The sequence below is a fragment of the Tenacibaculum amylolyticum genome (genome assembly GCF_964511145.1).
In the GTDB taxonomy this organism is placed as follows: domain Bacteria; phylum Bacteroidota; class Bacteroidia; order Flavobacteriales; family Flavobacteriaceae; genus Polaribacter; species Polaribacter amylolyticum.
Genome location: NZ_CAZEFZ010000008.1, coordinates 73,164 through 90,588 on the forward strand (window position 1 = coordinate 73,164; position 17,425 = coordinate 90,588).

The 17,425-nt window shown below is 29.8% G+C and carries 22 protein-coding genes; 12 read left to right on the forward strand and 10 right to left on the reverse strand.

What is annotated here, in order from left to right; all coding sequences use genetic code 11:
* Positions 1-20 precede the first annotated feature (20 nt).
* Entirely contained in the window at positions 21-497 is a 477-nt protein-coding gene (locus tag ACKTTC_RS04225) for a hypothetical protein (protein ID WP_408038554.1), read from the forward strand.
* A gap of 284 nt (positions 498-781) precedes the next feature.
* On the opposite strand, the gene ACKTTC_RS04230 is transcribed toward ACKTTC_RS04225, so the two are convergent.
* Genes ACKTTC_RS04230 through ACKTTC_RS04240 form a run of 3 tightly spaced genes read right to left on the reverse strand, consistent with a single transcriptional unit; the run spans position 782 to position 1,689 of the window.
* Complete coding sequence (locus tag ACKTTC_RS04230; protein ID WP_408038555.1) at positions 782-925, reverse strand: hypothetical protein; 144 nt, start codon at positions 923-925, stop codon at positions 782-784.
* A gap of 12 nt (positions 926-937) precedes the next feature.
* Positions 938-1,441 (reverse strand): hypothetical protein, encoded by a 504-nt coding sequence (locus ACKTTC_RS04235; protein WP_408038556.1) that lies wholly within the window; start codon positions 1,439-1,441, stop codon positions 938-940.
* Positions 1,442-1,461: 20 nt separating this feature from the next.
* Entirely contained in the window at positions 1,462-1,689 is a 228-nt protein-coding gene (locus tag ACKTTC_RS04240) for a hypothetical protein (protein ID WP_408038557.1), read from the reverse strand.
* 148 nt (positions 1,690-1,837) lie between these two features.
* On the opposite strand from ACKTTC_RS04240, the gene ACKTTC_RS04245 reads away from it, so the two are divergent.
* Positions 1,838-2,191 carry a nuclear transport factor 2-like protein gene (locus ACKTTC_RS04245; RefSeq protein WP_408038558.1) on the forward strand — a complete coding sequence of 118 codons (354 nt, stop codon included), beginning with the start codon at positions 1,838-1,840 and terminating at the stop codon, positions 2,189-2,191.
* A gap of 183 nt (positions 2,192-2,374) precedes the next feature.
* Here ACKTTC_RS04245 and ACKTTC_RS04250 read toward each other — a convergent pair whose 3' ends face one another.
* The 5 genes from ACKTTC_RS04250 to brnQ form a co-directional block, all read right to left on the reverse strand.
* Entirely contained in the window at positions 2,375-2,836 is a 462-nt protein-coding gene (locus ACKTTC_RS04250) for a hypothetical protein (protein WP_408038559.1), read from the reverse strand.
* A gap of 212 nt (positions 2,837-3,048) precedes the next feature.
* Positions 3,049-3,558, reverse strand: coding sequence for a T9SS type B sorting domain-containing protein (locus tag ACKTTC_RS04255; RefSeq protein ID WP_408038560.1), 510 nt, complete (start codon positions 3,556-3,558; stop codon positions 3,049-3,051).
* A 136-nt stretch (positions 3,559-3,694) separates the two neighbouring features.
* Positions 3,695-4,177 (reverse strand): nuclear transport factor 2 family protein, encoded by a 483-nt coding sequence (locus ACKTTC_RS04260; protein ID WP_408038561.1) that lies wholly within the window; start codon positions 4,175-4,177, stop codon positions 3,695-3,697.
* A 127-nt stretch (positions 4,178-4,304) separates the two neighbouring features.
* Entirely contained in the window at positions 4,305-5,000 is a 696-nt protein-coding gene (locus ACKTTC_RS04265) for a hypothetical protein (RefSeq protein WP_408038562.1), read from the reverse strand.
* A 125-nt stretch (positions 5,001-5,125) separates the two neighbouring features.
* Positions 5,126-6,397, reverse strand: coding sequence for a branched-chain amino acid transport system II carrier protein (brnQ, locus tag ACKTTC_RS04270; RefSeq protein ID WP_408038634.1), 1,272 nt, complete (start codon positions 6,395-6,397; stop codon positions 5,126-5,128).
* 41 nt (positions 6,398-6,438) lie between these two features.
* On the opposite strand from brnQ, the gene ACKTTC_RS04275 reads away from it, so the two are divergent.
* The 4 genes from ACKTTC_RS04275 (at position 6,439) to ACKTTC_RS04290 (ending at position 12,062) form a co-directional block, all read left to right on the forward strand.
* Positions 6,439-7,224: an alpha/beta fold hydrolase gene (locus tag ACKTTC_RS04275; RefSeq protein ID WP_408038563.1), complete on the forward strand. Its 786-nt coding sequence runs from the start codon at positions 6,439-6,441 to the stop codon at positions 7,222-7,224.
* 389 nt (positions 7,225-7,613) lie between these two features.
* Positions 7,614-8,411, forward strand: a complete 798-nt coding sequence (locus ACKTTC_RS04280) for a helix-turn-helix domain-containing protein (RefSeq protein WP_408038564.1) — start codon at positions 7,614-7,616, stop codon at positions 8,409-8,411.
* Between the two features lie 21 nt (positions 8,412-8,432).
* Positions 8,433-9,551 (forward strand): helix-turn-helix domain-containing protein, encoded by a 1,119-nt coding sequence (locus ACKTTC_RS04285; protein WP_408038565.1) that lies wholly within the window; start codon positions 8,433-8,435, stop codon positions 9,549-9,551.
* 135 nt (positions 9,552-9,686) lie between these two features.
* Positions 9,687-12,062: a TonB-dependent receptor domain-containing protein gene (locus tag ACKTTC_RS04290; RefSeq protein WP_408038566.1), complete on the forward strand. Its 2,376-nt coding sequence runs from the start codon at positions 9,687-9,689 to the stop codon at positions 12,060-12,062.
* Positions 12,063-12,179: 117 nt separating this feature from the next.
* On the opposite strand, the gene ACKTTC_RS04295 is transcribed toward ACKTTC_RS04290, so the two are convergent.
* Positions 12,180-12,959 (reverse strand): hypothetical protein, encoded by a 780-nt coding sequence (locus ACKTTC_RS04295; protein ID WP_408038567.1) that lies wholly within the window; start codon positions 12,957-12,959, stop codon positions 12,180-12,182.
* A gap of 114 nt (positions 12,960-13,073) precedes the next feature.
* Here ACKTTC_RS04295 and upp point away from each other — a divergent pair, with 114 nt between their 5' ends.
* On the forward strand, positions 13,074-13,727 hold the full coding sequence (gene upp, locus ACKTTC_RS04300; protein WP_408038568.1) for a uracil phosphoribosyltransferase: 654 nt from the start codon (positions 13,074-13,076) through the stop codon (positions 13,725-13,727).
* Between the two features lie 15 nt (positions 13,728-13,742).
* Here upp and ACKTTC_RS04305 read toward each other — a convergent pair whose 3' ends face one another.
* Positions 13,743-14,645, reverse strand: coding sequence for a DUF6427 family protein (locus tag ACKTTC_RS04305; protein ID WP_408038569.1), 903 nt, complete (start codon positions 14,643-14,645; stop codon positions 13,743-13,745).
* Between the two features lie 42 nt (positions 14,646-14,687).
* Here ACKTTC_RS04305 and ACKTTC_RS04310 point away from each other — a divergent pair, with 42 nt between their 5' ends.
* The 5 genes from ACKTTC_RS04310 to ACKTTC_RS04330 are packed head-to-tail and all read left to right on the forward strand — an operon-like array spanning position 14,688 to position 17,416.
* Entirely contained in the window at positions 14,688-14,906 is a 219-nt protein-coding gene (locus ACKTTC_RS04310) for a DUF6341 family protein (RefSeq protein ID WP_408038570.1), read from the forward strand.
* Between the two features lie 10 nt (positions 14,907-14,916).
* Positions 14,917-15,588, forward strand: coding sequence for a tRNA (guanosine(46)-N7)-methyltransferase TrmB (trmB, locus tag ACKTTC_RS04315; RefSeq protein WP_408038571.1), 672 nt, complete (start codon positions 14,917-14,919; stop codon positions 15,586-15,588).
* Between the two features lie 23 nt (positions 15,589-15,611).
* Positions 15,612-16,223: a LysE family translocator gene (locus ACKTTC_RS04320; protein WP_408038572.1), complete on the forward strand. Its 612-nt coding sequence runs from the start codon at positions 15,612-15,614 to the stop codon at positions 16,221-16,223.
* Positions 16,224-16,227: 4 nt separating this feature from the next.
* Complete coding sequence (locus tag ACKTTC_RS04325; protein WP_408038573.1) at positions 16,228-16,554, forward strand: MGMT family protein; 327 nt, start codon at positions 16,228-16,230, stop codon at positions 16,552-16,554.
* A 25-nt stretch (positions 16,555-16,579) separates the two neighbouring features.
* Complete coding sequence (locus ACKTTC_RS04330; RefSeq protein ID WP_408038574.1) at positions 16,580-17,416, forward strand: hypothetical protein; 837 nt, start codon at positions 16,580-16,582, stop codon at positions 17,414-17,416.
* The last annotated feature ends 9 nt before the right edge of the window (positions 17,417-17,425 follow it).

A 17,425-nucleotide genomic window follows, 5' to 3' on the forward strand; every position in this document is an offset into this window, starting at 1 on the left:
AATCATCAAAATTCATTTTTATGAAAAAGGTAGTAGCATTAGCAGTCTTATTTATAGGTTTTTTTACACAAGCACAGCAAGAAATTAGTGTAGATTTAGGAGATGCTTTGGTAATGAAAACATTGGAGTTGTCTTATGAATATTATATCGGCGATCAATCTTCAGTGGGAATGTCTGCATTATTCAACTTTGAAGGAAAATCTTCTGATTTTAGATATAATGAAGACAATATGATTACACCTTTTTTCCGTCATTATTTTACAACGGCTCAAAACTGGAATTACTTTGGGGAATTATTCTTAGGAATTAATAGTGGAGAGAATAGTAGCAATGTTTCGTATACAGATGGCGCTTTAGGAATTTCTATTGGAAGCAAATATGTATCTAACGGAGGTTTTATGGTAAGTGTTTTAGGTGGTTTAGGAAGAAATTTATTTACAGATAAATCGCCAGCAGTAGTACCAAGAGTTGGACTAAATGTTGGGTATAGGTTTTAAGGGTTGCTTTGCATTATTTTTTTAAAGGTTTATAATTTAAAATATTTCCCCTTGGGATATGAATTAAACTCAATAATCTATCACTATACTCCAAGATAGAGTACTTTAAAGTATCAGATTTATGTTCAGTATTTAATGTTTTTATGTAATCTCTTTTAATTTTAAAATCATAGATGTCAGAAGAGGTAGTTTTTGTTCCCCTATAAAACACTACCCATTTATTATTCATAATTTCAATTCCAGCTAGAGAGTCTATTGTGCTTACCCATATACCATCTTTAAACTTAGTTAGTTTTATAATTGGTTTTTATTGTTTCATTGATTTTTATATCCTCTGTTACTCCTTTTGTAAAGTCAAAAAATTTAAATCCAAAATAAACAATCCCGATAACTACAATTCCAATTATGATTAACGTTTCTTTTTTCATACATAGATTAAATTAAGCAAGTTTTACTGTAGTATTTACGATGTTAATTAATAATTCTGTTCTTCTTCCTTGATTTTTTTCCCAATATAATAATTCATCTGTGTAATATTCTATTAAGTTTTTAAGTTTACTATTCATAAGAATAATTTCTTTAGATAACTTTTCCCAATTTTGATTTAAAGGCAACCAATCATGTCTGAATAACATGCATTTAATTTTTGTTAAATCTTTTGATTCCAACCAATTTTTTGTGTCTGAATCCATTTTTTCACCATTATCAGGTGTTGACCAAACAAGTACCTCAAAAATTAAAGCTATTTTTCTTAAGTCTGTTTGTGGCTCTATAGAATTAATGATTAATTGACTAAAGTTGTCATCAAAATATTTATTTACAAGAATATCTATATTGTCAAAAGCCAAATCCCCAATCATCTCTAAAGGTTCATTTTCAGGATAAAGATTATCTAAAATCGATTGGAAGAGCATTTTTTCAATTCGTTTATTAGAGGTGGGCATTAAATGCAGTTTATATATTGTTATTTTATTTTTTCTGCTGGTATTGTAGCAATTATATTTCCTTTAGAATCAATAAATGATTTACCATCAATTTTCACTTCTTCGTCTAAAGGCATTTCAGATAATTTTTTTACAAAATCCTTAGTGAATTTTTTGACTTCATTGCTGGGATTGGTTACCCCATTCTCTTGCATTCTTTTCCTTATCTGATAAATTCCCAGAAAATGCTGTACATCCAATTTTTTCATAGTGTTTGCAATTTTTTCATTGTAAAGTTAATTAAAAAACTAAGAATTTGATTTCTACTAAAAAACAAGAGGTTAAAAGGTACTTGTTTTGATTTCGTAAGGATTCGGCTACAATATCGTCTTAGCATACATAAAAATAAAATATAGTATGGAGAATCAAATAGAGAACGCACTTTTAGATTTAAAAGAATTATTAGGTAAAGGACAATTTATAGAAGCTATGGAAAAATACTTAGCTGATGATGTTGTTTTACAAGAAGCAAACAATGAACCAAAAATTGGTAAAGAAGTTTGTTTACAAGCCGAAAGAGAATTATTAGCTACTGTAGTTGATTTTGGTGGCTACGAAATAAAAAACATAGCTATTAATGGTGATACATCTTATTACGAAGCTGTAATGGATTTTACAACTAACGATGGTACAAAACATCATTTTGAACAAGTGAATAGAACACAATGGAAAGACGGAAAAATTATTAATGAGCGTTATTTTCATGCTTAAAACTTAATGAATATCACAAGTATAATACACTTGTAAACTCAAATCCTGATATTCATTGAGAATATCAGGATTTCTTTTTGTTGTCATTACAGGTTTTTTACTTTCAGAGAATTATAGTTTTTTGTTTTTTGTCAACTTTACAGGATATTAAGGCTGTAAGAATTGATAAAAGAATGAATGATTTTATAATTTTAATATTCCTTCTTTAATTATTTCTGTTTTTTCGTAAAACGGATTATAAGAGTCTGCTATCCATTTTTCATTCTTAAAAATATAGGATGAGTATTTATATTCGAGTTTGTGCTTAACTCTTTTTCCTCTTTTATTCAATAACCAACCTATTTCGAAAATTAAATTATCTCCCTCATTTGGTTTATAGTTAAAATCAAAACAATTTTGCCTGTTCAATTCTTTGAGTATAAAGTCTTCTGTCAATTCTTGAGTCAAATTTTGAGATGGCATAATCATTAAACCATCCATTTCGCTCCATTCTTTTCCTAAAAATTTATTTAATTTCCATTTAATAACTTTTAGAAAATCTTTTTTACCTAAACTTTTTATTTCGTCAGAGTAGAGTTCCTGAATCTTATCAATTTTCATATCTGAACAAGCACATAATTCTAACCTTTCTTTTCGATTACACATTGTTGAGTTTTGATTTTCCGATGTCGCTTAAAGGTAATTAATTATATACTTTATTATCCACAAGCACCATGACATTTTTTAGGAATATGAAGATGCACTATTCCTATTCAGAGTTTTCTCTTTTTAATCAATAAATCCTATTTCCATTCCATCAACTATTTTCATTCATTTTTAAATTGCAATAAACAGCTATATGTTACTAGAGCACTTTTTTAATTCGGTATTATTGGGTCATTGAAGTCCGTTAATGAGCATTCAGTATTAAAACTAAAGTCATTATCTCCTTCTTCAACACCAGTTACAACGCATACATAGCCAAATTTAACGAAGGTTTGTTCATTTTCTATAACTATTTTATATTTCAATGTTCCGTTTTCAATATTCAAATTTCCTCCATAAAAATTATTAATTCCGTAATTATCGGTTGTAAATATTTCATTTTCATTCAAATCATAAAGAGTTACTGAATTATTTGGATAAAAGTCAATGTTTTCAATTCTAAAAATGTCGTTAACACCATCTCCATTAGGTGTAAATAATGGAATTACTTTTATTTCACCTGCACTCTGGTTGAGGTTATCTATGTTTTGAGATGAAAATGGATTTGCTCCACAGCAAAGAAAAACTTCAGGTTGTTGTTGTGATTCATTCTTATTATTACAGCTGATTATCGTAAGTAGAATAGGTAAAATTAGGTATAGAGTCTTTATTTTTAGTTTCATATCTTATTTTGATTAAAATGTCTGTTTATAGTTTTTGTATGATTAGTGATCATGGTTTAAATAACTAATCTACTAGATTAATCATGAAAAGGAAAATCCCAAAATAACCCAAAAGAGTAACTACGATTATAAATTATTAGTTATTAACTTTTTCAGTTGAGGTAACACAGTCTATTTTCCATTCATTTCCATATTTTTTATAGATAGCAGTCCAAACAAAATGAGTTTCTCCTTCAATGGTTTCTCCTGTTTCATTTTTACGAGCAACTTTTACAATCTTATCTACTATGGTGTATGCAAGTGTTCCATCTTCAGAAAACCTGATGATAGGTTCAGTAACATCATCCCATTTTATAAACTCTACTGAAGAAAAGTAGCCGTTATATCTAGAAATAGTTTCACTCTTTTTGGGTTGAGAAACAACGCCTTTGTTAACTGAGATAAAATTTTTAGAAAGTTGATTGGCAAAAGAAATAGAATCTTTATTAAAGTGATAATCTCTTTGTAGGTTATGTAACTTTAAAATTTCCTTTGTTTCTTTTTCCTTATCAAACTGAGGCTGCTTGACACATGATGTGATAAGCAATATTAAGAATAAGGTGCATATGTTAAATCTCATCTCGTTTTAATATTTCAGGTTGTGGTTAACAGTTTATATGTAACTATTGACTATTCTTTAGTTATAAAGTTAATTAAAAAAATGAGAGTTTAATTTGTGGAAAATATTCCTAGCAATAGATAGTTTTTTATTTATTATAAGGATCCATTATCCCATTTGGTTGATAACCTTGTTTTCTTTCTTTGTCTAATTGTTCTAGATTAATAAAGGCGACTATTTCATTTGAAACAATTGAGGTGTTTTCTAATTCCAATTTATAACGAAGAGTTGTTTTATAATTTCCTTTAAATATAGGCTGTACAAACTCCCAATATTCATCTGAACCGAGAGTGATTGTATGGTAACTATTCCCACACCAACTAGATGGAAGATATGTTATTTCTGTCCATAACCCAGCTTTGGATTTAACTTCTGCTTTTATGTCTAGTCGACTATCTTGAGCATATAAATCTACCTTCTTGTCAGTTGTGTTAACTAAATATAATGTATGTCCTATATTATTTTTATAGACTTTTTGTAGTTCATTCTCGCTCAAATAAAGTCCGAATAGTCCTTTTTTAAACTTGCCATTATTGGGTTTTGCAATATTCTCTGAATGTGCTTCTCCATTTGATTCTTTAATATTTTTTTTGCTGCTAAATGCATAGCAACTTCCTCTTAATTGGAAGTCAATATTTAAACTGTCTAAATTTTTTAGACTGTCAAGTTTAATTTTGGGAGATCCGTTATAAGCAACTTCATTTGAAATATCTACCTTTCTTTTACACTGTGAAAAACAAACGATTCCAGCTACTGTTAATATGACTTTTGATATTTTTTTCATTTCTTTTTCATTTATCTAAATTAACTACAACGTTTAGATATGCGTATCTAAATATAATAAATACACACTTTATATTTCTAATTATAATATTATGTCTAGAAAAACAGCTTCTATTATAGGTGTATTTACGATTTAATTTTTTGAACTCCATTCATAATAATAAAAGCAATCAAAGCAGGTAACACCCAACCTAAATGATATTGTCCTAAAGGAATTAAATGTTGAATTCCTGTAACAGCATCTTTACCTATAATAAACTGTAAAAAATCTGGAATACTAAAAATGAATGTTACAATCACAACCGCTTTAAAAACAGCTGCAGTAGCCCATTTTTCTGGAATAACATTTAATAGTATTAGAATAATTGTTATAGGATAGATAAACATTAATGCAGGTAAAGCAATTACAATAATATAATGCACATCAAACTGCCCAACAACAACACCTAATAAACACCCAACAATTGCTGTAATTGTATACGCTTTTTGTGAGTTGTGAAATAATCCTTTAAAATAATCTGCAGTTCCTGTAATAATTCCAATGGCAGTAGTAAAACAGGCTAATGCAACAAGTACACTTAAAAATACAGTTCCTATATTTCCTAGAGTTTTTGTGCTAAGTCCAGACAATACTTCTGTTCTCGTTGCTTCTTCAGAGAAAGTACTACTAAATAATGCTCCGTTATAGATTAAACCTGCGTAAATAATTAGCAGTCCTAAACCAGCAATTAATCCAGCTTTAGAAATCAATTGTTTTTTAACTTCAAAAGAAGCATTTTTATTAAAATTCATAGAAATTACAAGTACACCACCAACTACAACAGCTCCAATAGCATCAAAAGTTTGATAGCCTTCTAATACACCATCTACAAAAGGAGTTTTAAAAAGTGTAGTAGCACTTATCGTATGTGATGAGAAAATTCCAACAAAAATAATTGACAATAATATAATGATGATAAGTGGTGTTAAAAACCGACCTAAAATTTGTAAAACCTTACTTCTGTTCATTACAAACACAAAAACCAAAGCAAAGTAAATGCTACTGGTAAGTAAGGAACCAGTTCCAAAATAAGGTTCAATTGCCATTTCGTGGGTTACAGAAGCAGTTCTTGGAGCTGGCAAAGCAATAGAAATTGCATATACAATTAAGCAATATATCAAGCTAAACGTAGGAGAAACCTTTTTTCCAAAATCGTACATAGTTCCTTGTAAACGTGCATGCGCTAAAATTCCAAGAATAGGAATAAAAACAGCTGTTATAAAGAAACCTAAAGTTACCCAGTACCACATATCTGCGGCATTTTTGCCTAAAAAAGGAGGTAGAATTAAATTTCCTGCGCCAAAAAACATAGAAAACAAAGCAAAGCCAGTAATTAGAATTTCTTTGGTTTTATTCATCATTTGTTATTTATCGATTGAAAGATACATATTTTTGCGTGATGGAAAATTCTATTGAATATAAAAAGGCAAAGGTGTCTTATGAGTGTTATGGAACAGGAGAAAATACATTGGTATTACTTCATGGTTTCTTAGAAAATTCAACAATGTGGAAGACTGTTGTTGAAACGTTTTCAAATACGCATAAGATTATTTGTGTCGATTTATTAGGACATGGTAAATCGGAATGTGTAGGATATGTACATACTATGGAAGAAATAGCGGAATCTGTAAGAACCGTTGTAGTAGCAGAAAAAGTTAGCAAACTCACTTTAATAGGACATTCTATGGGAGGTTATGTAGCCTTAGCTTATGCAGAAAAATATCCTGAAACAATAGAAAAATTATGTTTGTTAAATTCCACTTCTCAAGCTGATTCTGAGGAAAGAAAAACGATAAGAACACGGGCAATTGCAATGGCTAAGACTAATTATACAGCATTAGTGTCAATGTCCATTAATAATTTATTTGCTTCAGAAACACATACACGATTTAAACCCCAAATAGAGGAGAATAAAAAAGAAGCTTTACAAACTCCTGTGCAAGGATATATAGCTTGTACTGAAGGTATGAAGCAGAGAATAAATAGGGAAGAGGTATTAATTTCTGCTGATTTTGAAAAACTGATAATTGCAGGAGAAAAAGATCCTGTTTTATCGTACAATAGTATCAAAAAAGAGTCGGAACGAACAAAAACAAAATTGGTAACATTGTCTAACGGACATATGAGTCATATAGAAAATACAGCAGAGGTTTTAGAAGCATTGCGTAATTTTTTAACTAGCTAAAAGCGTTCTTATTTCAAGAAATAATATTGCGTTATATTTGAAAGAAATCTTTTAAAACGAATCGTCTGGATATTAAAGTAATAGTAGGGCTCATAGCAACTTTTATCACATTACTGTTTGCGGTATTTATTTTTTCAGTTAAAACAGAAAATAAATTAAGTAATCGATTATTTGGTGCATTCCTTATTCTAACATCCATAGAAACTAGTGGTTTTTTTATACACTATTTTGTGTCATTGTCCATAGGTTTTAACATGGCAAGAAATACTACGTATTACTTGCTAACACCAATATTTTATCTTTACATCTGTTCGGTTTGTTATTCTAATTTTCAACTAAAAAAACGCCATTTATGGCATTTGCTACCTTTTCTAATTGGTAATATTGTAATGATTCCAAGGTTTTATTTAGGAGATATGAAAGGTGTTAGTGAAATAACAATGGATGTGTTTAACACTTTTGAAGTACGGTTTTTACATGTTACAATGCACTTGCAATCTTTGTATTACTACATAGCTAGTATTTTGGTTTTAAGAAGAGCTAAAAAGATATTTTTCGAGAATCATTCCAATAACCAAGTAGCAACGTATAAATGGTTGTTTCAAATCATTGTTTTTTGGATGGTGATTTTTGGAATAGCATTAGTGAAAAATATATTGAAATATTCGAATGTAAATGCATCGATATTTTCATTTTCCCAAGCAATACTAGTATTAGGAGTGTTGATAATTACCTGTTGGTATATTCTAAAAGCATTGAATAATCCTGAAATTTTTAAAGGAGTTAATTCTAATACAAAATTAGTAGAAGACTTACGTAAGGAAGCGAATAGTAAGAGTGTTAATGGAGATGTTATTCAGAAGCTAAGATCTTTTATGGATGCAGAAAAACCATATTTGAATCCATCACTTTCCATAAGAAACTTAGCACAACAAATGAAGATGCCAGCAAGAGAGCTTTCAATTGCAATTAATCACGACTTAAATCAACACTTTTTCGATTTTGTAAATGAATATAGAATAAAGAGGGCTATGGATTTACTTACTAATGAAACAAACCCTAAACTAACAGTGTTAGAAATCTTGTATCAAGTTGGATTTAATTCAAAATCATCTTTTAATACCGCGTTTAAAAAGTATACGAATGTAACGCCTACGCAATACAGAAAACAAAGATTAAAAACCTAAAAATAATATATCGTTTATAGTATGGAAAATGTTTCAATCATTGCAGTTCTAGGTTTTATAATTTTTCTGTTGTTTTTGTTTTTTGCTGGTTTTCTACTTACTGTAAAAACAACAAAGAAGTTAGGGAATGTTTTACTTGCAAGTTTTTTAATTGTTACAGCATTAGATATTAGCGTGTTTTTTTACACGCAATTTATAAGACTTCCTTTAAGTGTAGAGATGTTTCGAATGAAATTAGGAAACTTAAAAGATCCGTTATTATTTCTCTATGTGTTATCAGTCATCTATACAAATTTTAAATTAAGAAAAATCCACCTGTTACACACAGTACATTGGTTAGTGAGTTTGCTAATCCTGATTCCAAATTTCTTCCTAGTTGATACTGCACTTCAAGAACAATTCATTACAAATTACGATGAATTACCAGAAGGCGTTTTTTTAAATGTTATAGGGAATTTAGTTTCGTTAGGCTATTTTATAGCCACTTTATATTATGTGTTGCGTTATAGAAAACTACTACTAGAAAATTATACAAACGAAACTATTTTTAAAAATTACAATTGGTTAAAACAGTTGTTAATTTTATTATTCATAGGACAAGTGTTGACTATTTTAAAAGGGCAAGTTAGGGATATTAGTGGCTCTGTTGAACTTACCGAAATATTTAGAATTATAGTATTGTCCTTTGGAGTTTTCTTTATTTTTTGGCTGTTTCTTAAAGCTCTGCATTCTCCAAAACTATTTGGAGGTGTAGATGTGCATTTGCAAACTTCGAAAGAGGTTGAAAAAGAAACGATAACAAATCCATCAGAAATAACAATGTTGAAGGAATATATGGAACAGAACGAACCATATTTAGATCCAACATTAACCATACGGAATCTTGCGGCACAAATGCAAATGCCAATGCGAGATGTATCAGTATTGATTAACCAAAATTTGAATCAGCATTTTTTCGATTTTATAAATCAATATCGTATTGAAAAAGCAAAAAAACTACTTACAGATACACAGCAACCTAAGTTAACAGTGTTAGAAATTCTATATCAAGTTGGATTTAATTCAAAATCTTCTTTCAATACTGCATTTAAAAAGTATACTGGAAAAACACCTACGCAATACAGAAAATCAGTAGGTTAACGTAAAGTCGAACGTTTTTGAAAAATAGTCGAACCATTTTTTGAGTTAGAAAAAGGTTCGACTTTACGTTATCGGTCGCACAGCTTTCAAGTCTTCCACACTTTTGTGTCATTAAAAACAATAACACAAAAAAATATGAAACGTTTAGTTGTATTAATAGGGATGTTGAGTTCTTTTAGTTTCTTTTCTCAAACCATAAAAGGAACGGTTAAAGATAATTTTGGAACTATAGCTTTTGCTGATATTATTTTAAAAGATACATCGAATGCGATTATCACAGGAACAACTTCTAACGACGATGGAACATTTTCTTTAGAGGTAAAAAAAGGAAAGTATGTTGTAATAGTATCCTTTTTAGGATATGAAAATTGGACCAAACAAGTATTGGTTGAAAACACGATAGATTTAGGGAGTATCATCTTGAAAGAAAACATACAAAACTTAGATGAGGTCGTTATTACAGCTACAAAAAGAAGTATTGAACGTAAAGTAGATCGACTGGTGTTTAATGTAGAAAAAAGTGTTGTAGCAGAAGGAGGAAGCGGAATAGATCTTTTAAAAATAGCGCCAAGAGTTCAAATTCAAAATGGAACTGTGGAAATTTTAGGTAAAGGGGTTTCTAGAGTTTTAATTAATGGTAGGTTATCTCCATTGGAAGGAGAAGAGTTAACTACTTTTTTAGAAGGATTAAACGGAAGTGATATTAAAAGTATTGAGGTAATTACAAATCCACCAGCAAAATATGAAGCAGCAGGAAGTGGAGGGTTGATCAATATTGTTTTGAAAAAAGCAGTCGCTAATTCTTGGAATAATACAAGTCGTGTAGTCTATAATCAAAATACCTACAACTTTGGTTCATTTAGAAATAACTTTTCTTACAATAAAAATAAGGTTGCAATTGTAGCTAGTGTAAATGCTACAAAAGGACATCATCTGCATACAGAAGATTTACAAATTCAATACCCAGTGAATTTTTGGGATATCGATATTGAGTCAAAAGAAAGAGACGATAACTATTCAGGAAGATTTCAATTAGATTATCAAGTTTCAGAAAAAACAAATTTAGGATTTCAATATTTAGGAAACTTAAGAAAACCAGGAGGTTTTACAACAGTAACTTCTAATGTGTTCGATGGAAACAATCAATTAGATCGATGGATAGAAAATAAAGGAGATAATAAAATCGAAACAAGAAACAATGCAATTAACATTCACTTAGATACCAAATTAGATTCGCTAGGTCGTGCTATTTCTATAGATGCAGATTACTTTCAGTACAATTCTAATAATGATAGAGATTTTACTACAGAAGTATTTGATAATTCAGGAACGTCATTAGGGATTAGTTCAGCAGCGCTAAATATTTCGGATCAAAATATAGAAAACTTTAGTTCAAAAATAGATGTAACGTATCCTGTTGATAATGTACAGTTATCTTTTGGAACGAAAGCGAGTTTCACAATAACAGAAAGCAGTATTTTATTCTTTAATACATTGTCTGGAACACAAATTTTAGACTATACCAGATCAAATAACTTTATGTATAAAGAAAATAACTTTGCTGGATATGTCTCTGCAAGCTCACAATTATCAGAAAAACTACAAATTAAATTAGGAGCTAGAGTAGAAAGTACAATTACAGAAGGTGTTAGTAGAGAAATGGCGCAAACCAATACAAATAATTATACAAAACTATTTCCAACAATATATGTGTCTTATAAAAAGAATGACAATCATTCGTTTAATCTATCGTATGGGAAACGAATTAACAGACCACGCTTTTCAGATTTAAATCCTTTTAGATATTATATAAATGATAATAGTTTTGGAGAAGGAAATCCATTTTTACAACCTTCTTTTACAGATAGCTTTGAGGTATCACATGCATATAAAAGAATAGTAAATTCTAGTGTGTTTTTAAATGTAACTACAGATGGATTTGGAGTTGTTTTTACATCAGATATAAATGATGAAACACAAATTGTAACTAGAGAAAATTACTTTACACAATACAATTATGGATTTACACAAAGTTTTAGTTATACAAAAGAACCTTGGTGGGAAAGTCAAAATGGAATAAACCTTTTAGGATACTATACGAAGTTTACCAAAGATTTTGGAACAACACCTAAAAACGGAATGCAGGTTATATTATCGTCTAACAATACATTTTCATTGTCGAAAAACGCGAAGTTTATTGTTAATTCTTGGTACAGCACAGCACATAATAGAGGTCTGTACAGTGTAGGCAAAATGTTTGATTTGTCTTTAGGGTATCAACACACATTTCCTGAGAGTAACTTAAAACTAGCTGTTTTTGCAAACGATATTTTTAATACAAGTTTTTTAAATAACTATACCTCAATAGTAAATGGAGTAGAGCAAGTTTACGGGCAAAATTCAAGTACAAGAAACCTTACTGTTTCGCTAGCGTATAGCTTTGGAAACAAAAAAATTAAGATAAAAAATAGAAATTTTGGAAACGATGAAGAACGAAATAGAAGTAATTAAAACAGTAAATTTCAAAATATGTAAGAAAGAATTTGTGTTAAAGAGATTGTTTTAAACGTAATCTCTTTGTTTTTAAGGTTCCTGTTTTTAGGCAGGAACCTTTTTGTTTTAACAATATTAAAAGGTATACTCTAAACCTAATACAAGTCCAGAAACAGTTTCACTACCTAACTGATAATTATGATATCCTGTATATAGAGCAGTTTTCTTTAAGTGATATTTAACCTGAGATTTAAAAACATCTACTTTTCCTTCATTAATAAAACTTCGTTTCCAACCAATATGTAAACTAATCGGTTTTACAGGATAAATTTCAGTACCAACAGAGAAGGTGCCTCCCCAAGTATCAACTTCATTGCCAACATAAGTTGCTCCAAATCCCCACCAAACAGAAAAATACTGTTCTCTAAAACGATAATAATTTAGCATTATAGAACTAATATTTAGAGATTCTGAGTTGAACAAAGTTTGTTCTGAAAAACGAAGATGAGAAGCTTCGATTCCAATAAGTGGTATTGGTTTAAAAACAGCATTAAACTCTAAACTATTAATACGATTGATTACATAATTAGCTCCAATTCTAAGACTTGATCTTTTACCAACATCTTCGAATCCTTTAAGATATTCACCTTGTTTATCGTAATAATAAGGATACGGACTTATTTCTCTGTATTCTGCGTCGCCAATACCAATTCCAAGAGTGATATCATAAAGTATTTGTGCAAAAAAATCATCAAAGAAACCATCGTTATTAGAACTCCTGCTAGAAGAGTTACTGTTGCTGGTTGTTCCAGAAGAAGATTGTTTGCTTAAGCTATCTTTGGCATTTCCTAGCTTACTTTGAGAAATTAATATAAAAGGAATGAAGCATAAAAAGAGTAGTAGTTTTCGTTTCATAGTAGTTTTCGTTTCTATCCTTCTTATCAACATTCATACCATTTAGAACAGTAAATCGATTAATGTTTCATTTAACATTTTTCTTTTTGTAACTTAGGAGCAACCAAATAAAAGATGAAAGTATATCAAATTTCAAGGGGCAATTCAATCCTTAATAAATTCTTACAGGAAATAAGAGATGTTGAAATTCAAAAAGATAGTATGCGTTTTCGCAGAAATATTGAAAGAATAGGCGAAGTATTAGGATATGAATTGAGTAAAAAGTTAGAGTACGGAAAACAAACAGTCACAACACCTTTAGGAGAAAAAACGGCTGATGCGATTCAAAATGATGTTGTTTTATGCTCAATTCTTAGAGCAGGATTACCATTACATAACGGACTTTTAAATTATTTTGATGATTCTGAAAACGCTTTTATTTCTGCTTATAGATATCATCCAAATAATGATGAAGAATTTGAAATTATAGTAGAGTATTTTGCTTCACCACCAATAGAAGGAAAAACAGTATTATTAATAGATCCTATGTTAGCAACAGGAAGATCATTGGTTTCTGTTTATCAGGCCTTAAAAAAGTATGGTACGCCAAAAGAAATTCATATTGTTTCTGTAATCGGCTCTCTAGATGGAATTGATTATATAAAAAATCATTTTCCAGTAAATACAAGTCTTTGGATTGCAGATGTAGACAACGATCTAAATTCTAAAGGATATATTGTACCAGGTTTAGGTGATGCAGGTGATTTGGCTTTTGGTCAGAAAATGTAAAAGAATTAATTCTTTCTACAGAAGAAAAGGAACAAAAGAACCTAAGAAAATTAGTAATAAAATAATATCTGCAAACCATTTTTTCTGAAATAGTTCAAAACCATTTGCAATAATAATAGTAACAGGAAATAGTAGATAGAGTATTTCTGTACCATTTCTATCTTTTATAATTACCATTAATACAAGCGCTAATAATAAATGTAAAGAAATAAGAATCCAATTCTTTCTAAATGCATTTTTAACAGCTAGCGCTTTAGGTGTTTTTAAGAATAAAGAAATCAATAGAAGAAATAATAAAACACCAATAGAGAACTGATATTTTACATTAGTATAAATCGTAAAATCATAACTGGTATACCAATCTAAAAGAGCATACACGTTATCCATACTGTCATACCAAAAATGATAGGTGAAAAATATGATGCATGGAGTTAATAAACCTAAAATAGGAGTCAGTAATTTTCTGTAATCTAGATGTTGGTGTAAAATGATAGCAAAATAGGTCATTAGAAAAAAGAGTATGCTAAAAGGCTCAATTAAAAAACAAATACCTATCCAAAAACCACTGTCAAATAATTTTTTAATACTGTTTTTAGGAGATTGAAGACTATAAACTCTTCTCATGTAAATCATTAGAATAAGACTAGCATAAAAAATAGAATTTAGCTGAATTGCTTCAGAAAAATAACCTAGTAAAATCACGAAAAACAGAAAGAAAAATGAATTGTCAAATGTTAAATTATTTCTGGAATTTACAAAATTTGCAACCCCAAATAAAACGAAAAACCAAAAAAACAATCCGAAAGATACAAGTGGAACGGTGCCTATAAAAAAACCAATAGTTGTATAGCATAGAAACAACCCAATGATAAACACCGAAATTACTGGTTTTGTATTACTGAAAAAGTTGGTTAGCATTTTTTCTTTTTATACTTTTGCAAACGTAAAGATAATCAAGTTATGTTAGGATTAAATATTTTTAGAGCAATTGGTGATTTATTTGAGATTTTATTCATCCCATTTCAATGGTTACGTTTAACAGTAGCAAAATCTGCAGGAGGATGGTGGACTTCTAACGCTATTAACTGGATTTTCGTAGTTATCTTAATTGCTTTATTAAGCTACTGGATTTCTCAAGCAATGAAGTTTAAGAGAGAAGGAACAGAAGATATAGCTTAATCTACTACTATTGGGAAGTAAAAATAAACTCAAGCGTTTTAAAGAAAACGAAACCTTTGCTAATGTAATTCAACCAACTCGAGAAGAGGTAGTTAATAACTTTTCTCATAAGGGTAAATGGAGTGAGTTTTTTAAAAACGATAATCCAATTGTCTTAGAATTGGGATGTGGTAAAGGTGAATATACAATAGCTTTAGCAGAAAAGAATCCAGATAAAAACTTTATTGGGATTGATATAAAAGGAGCTCGTTTTTGGAGAGGAGCCAAAACTGCTATAGAAAATAGTATGGAAAATGTTGCGTTTATTCGTACACAAATTGAATTGATAGACTACATTTTTGCAGAGAATGAAGTAGATGAAATTTGGATAACCTTCCCAGATCCACAAATTAAATACAAAAGAACGAAGCATAGACTTACCAATTCTGAGTTCTTAAAAAAATACCATCACATCTTAAAACCAGAAGGTTGTATCAATCTAAAAACAGATAGCGAATTTATGCATGGCTATACGTTAGGATTGTTACATGGAGAAGGGCATGAAATATTACATGCCAATCATGATGTGTATAAAAACCACTATTCACCTGAGGAGGTGACAAGTACACAAACTTTTTACGAAAAACAATATTTAGAGAAAGGAAAAGCGATAACATACGTCAAATTTAGAGTTAAGTATTAAAATATACAGAACTCTAATTATTTATGATTTTATCGCACTTAGTGCTTGGTTTCGTAACCTCATATGTTGGTTATACGCCTCCAAGTATGTTAAATATTACCGCTAGTAAAATTACCATTGAAAACAATAAAAAGATTGCCCGTCAATTTATTTTAGGAGCATCTGTAGTAGTGTTAATACAAGTTTTTTTAGGAATTTTATTAGCTTCTCTAATAGAAGAATATCCACAGTTAATTATGTGGGTAAAGCAAATAGCGGTTATTGTTTTTGCGATATTATCATTTATATTTATTTACAAAGGCGTTTCTAAATCAAAAGAAACAACATCAAAAGAAATTAAAAATGGGTTTCTTTTTGGCCTTTCACTATCATCTATAAATATGTTTTCTATTCCGTTTTTTGCCATAGCACATTCCTCTTTTGTAATGCATGGTTGGGCAATGTCTGGATTAACCTGTACTTCCGTTTTTGGAATAGGAACAGTACTGGGAACCTTTGCTATATTAAGTAGCTATGTTTTTTTAGCTCATAAACTACAGGGAAAATTACTTGCGTATTCAAAATACTTTAACATTTTGATTGGAATTATCACAGGGCTAGTTGCAATATATTCAGCTGTAAAACTGTATTTTTAACGACATGAGTACATCTGATAATTTTTTTGAAAGAGTATATGAGGTTGCACGTTTAATTCCATACGGAAGAGTAACAAGTTACGGAGCAATTGCCAAATATTTAGGAGCTGCAAGATCTGCAAGAATGGTGGGGTGGGCAATGAATAATTCTTCAGGAAAAGAAGTCCCAGCACACCGAGTAGTAAATAGAAAAGGAATTCTTACAGGAAAACATCATTTTCAAGGCACGAATTTAATGCAACAATTATTAGAAAGTGAAGGAGTTGTTGTAGAGGGAAGTCAGATTCAAAACTTCAAAGAAATATTTTGGGATCCAGCAATAGAGCTTTAGGAATAGTTTTTGATGATTTAATATCATGAAAAAAGTACTGTTACCAATAGTTTTATTTCTCTTTTGTGCTTGTGGAAAAGAAAAAGAAATTAAGCTTCTTAAACTTGTTAAAACGGAATATGATACCTTAGTTTTTAATAATCCAGAAAAAATAGCAAGAGCTAATCCTGTTATGTACGGGGTAAACGTAACAAGTGATTCTGTTATAAATTTAATACAGCCGTGGTTTCAAAAAGAAGGAATTTTCTCCGATTATAATCATGCAACAAAGAATGATAGTTTAAGAATTTATGTAGATAATTCTAGCTTCTTCCATTCAGATTTACACGGATTATCGAATACTGGTGTTCCTCCACCTCCGATGAAATTAAACGAAAGTGAGGAGGAATATGAAAAAAGAATTCAAGATTATTCAACTAACGTGAAAGCGAAAATTACTCATCAGGCAATGCTTCCTGTTTATATTTATAATGAATCTAACAGAAATCAATCTCTAAATAAGCCTGTAAATGGAGGAGATTTGTTTCTGATAACAGAAGCTAAAAATGAAAAAGGTGAATGGAAACCTATTGAGTATTTTGAGCAATTTACATTCTTATGTGGTACAGGTCATCAAGATTATCTCTTAAAATCAAAGCAATTTATTGTAGCAGGAGTAAAAAAATATTCAGGAAGTTTTAAAACGAAATTACGGCTCAAATTAAACTCTTTTGGTAAGGTTTTTTATTCAAATACCTTTGAAGGTAGTATAAATAAAAAGCAATTTGAAACCACAGAGTTATTAAAAGAGATCAAAGGAAAGTTTCAAGGGAGTACAGAAGAAAGGCTTAAAATAAAACTAGAAGGTCTATTTGTGAACTAATGTTTTTAG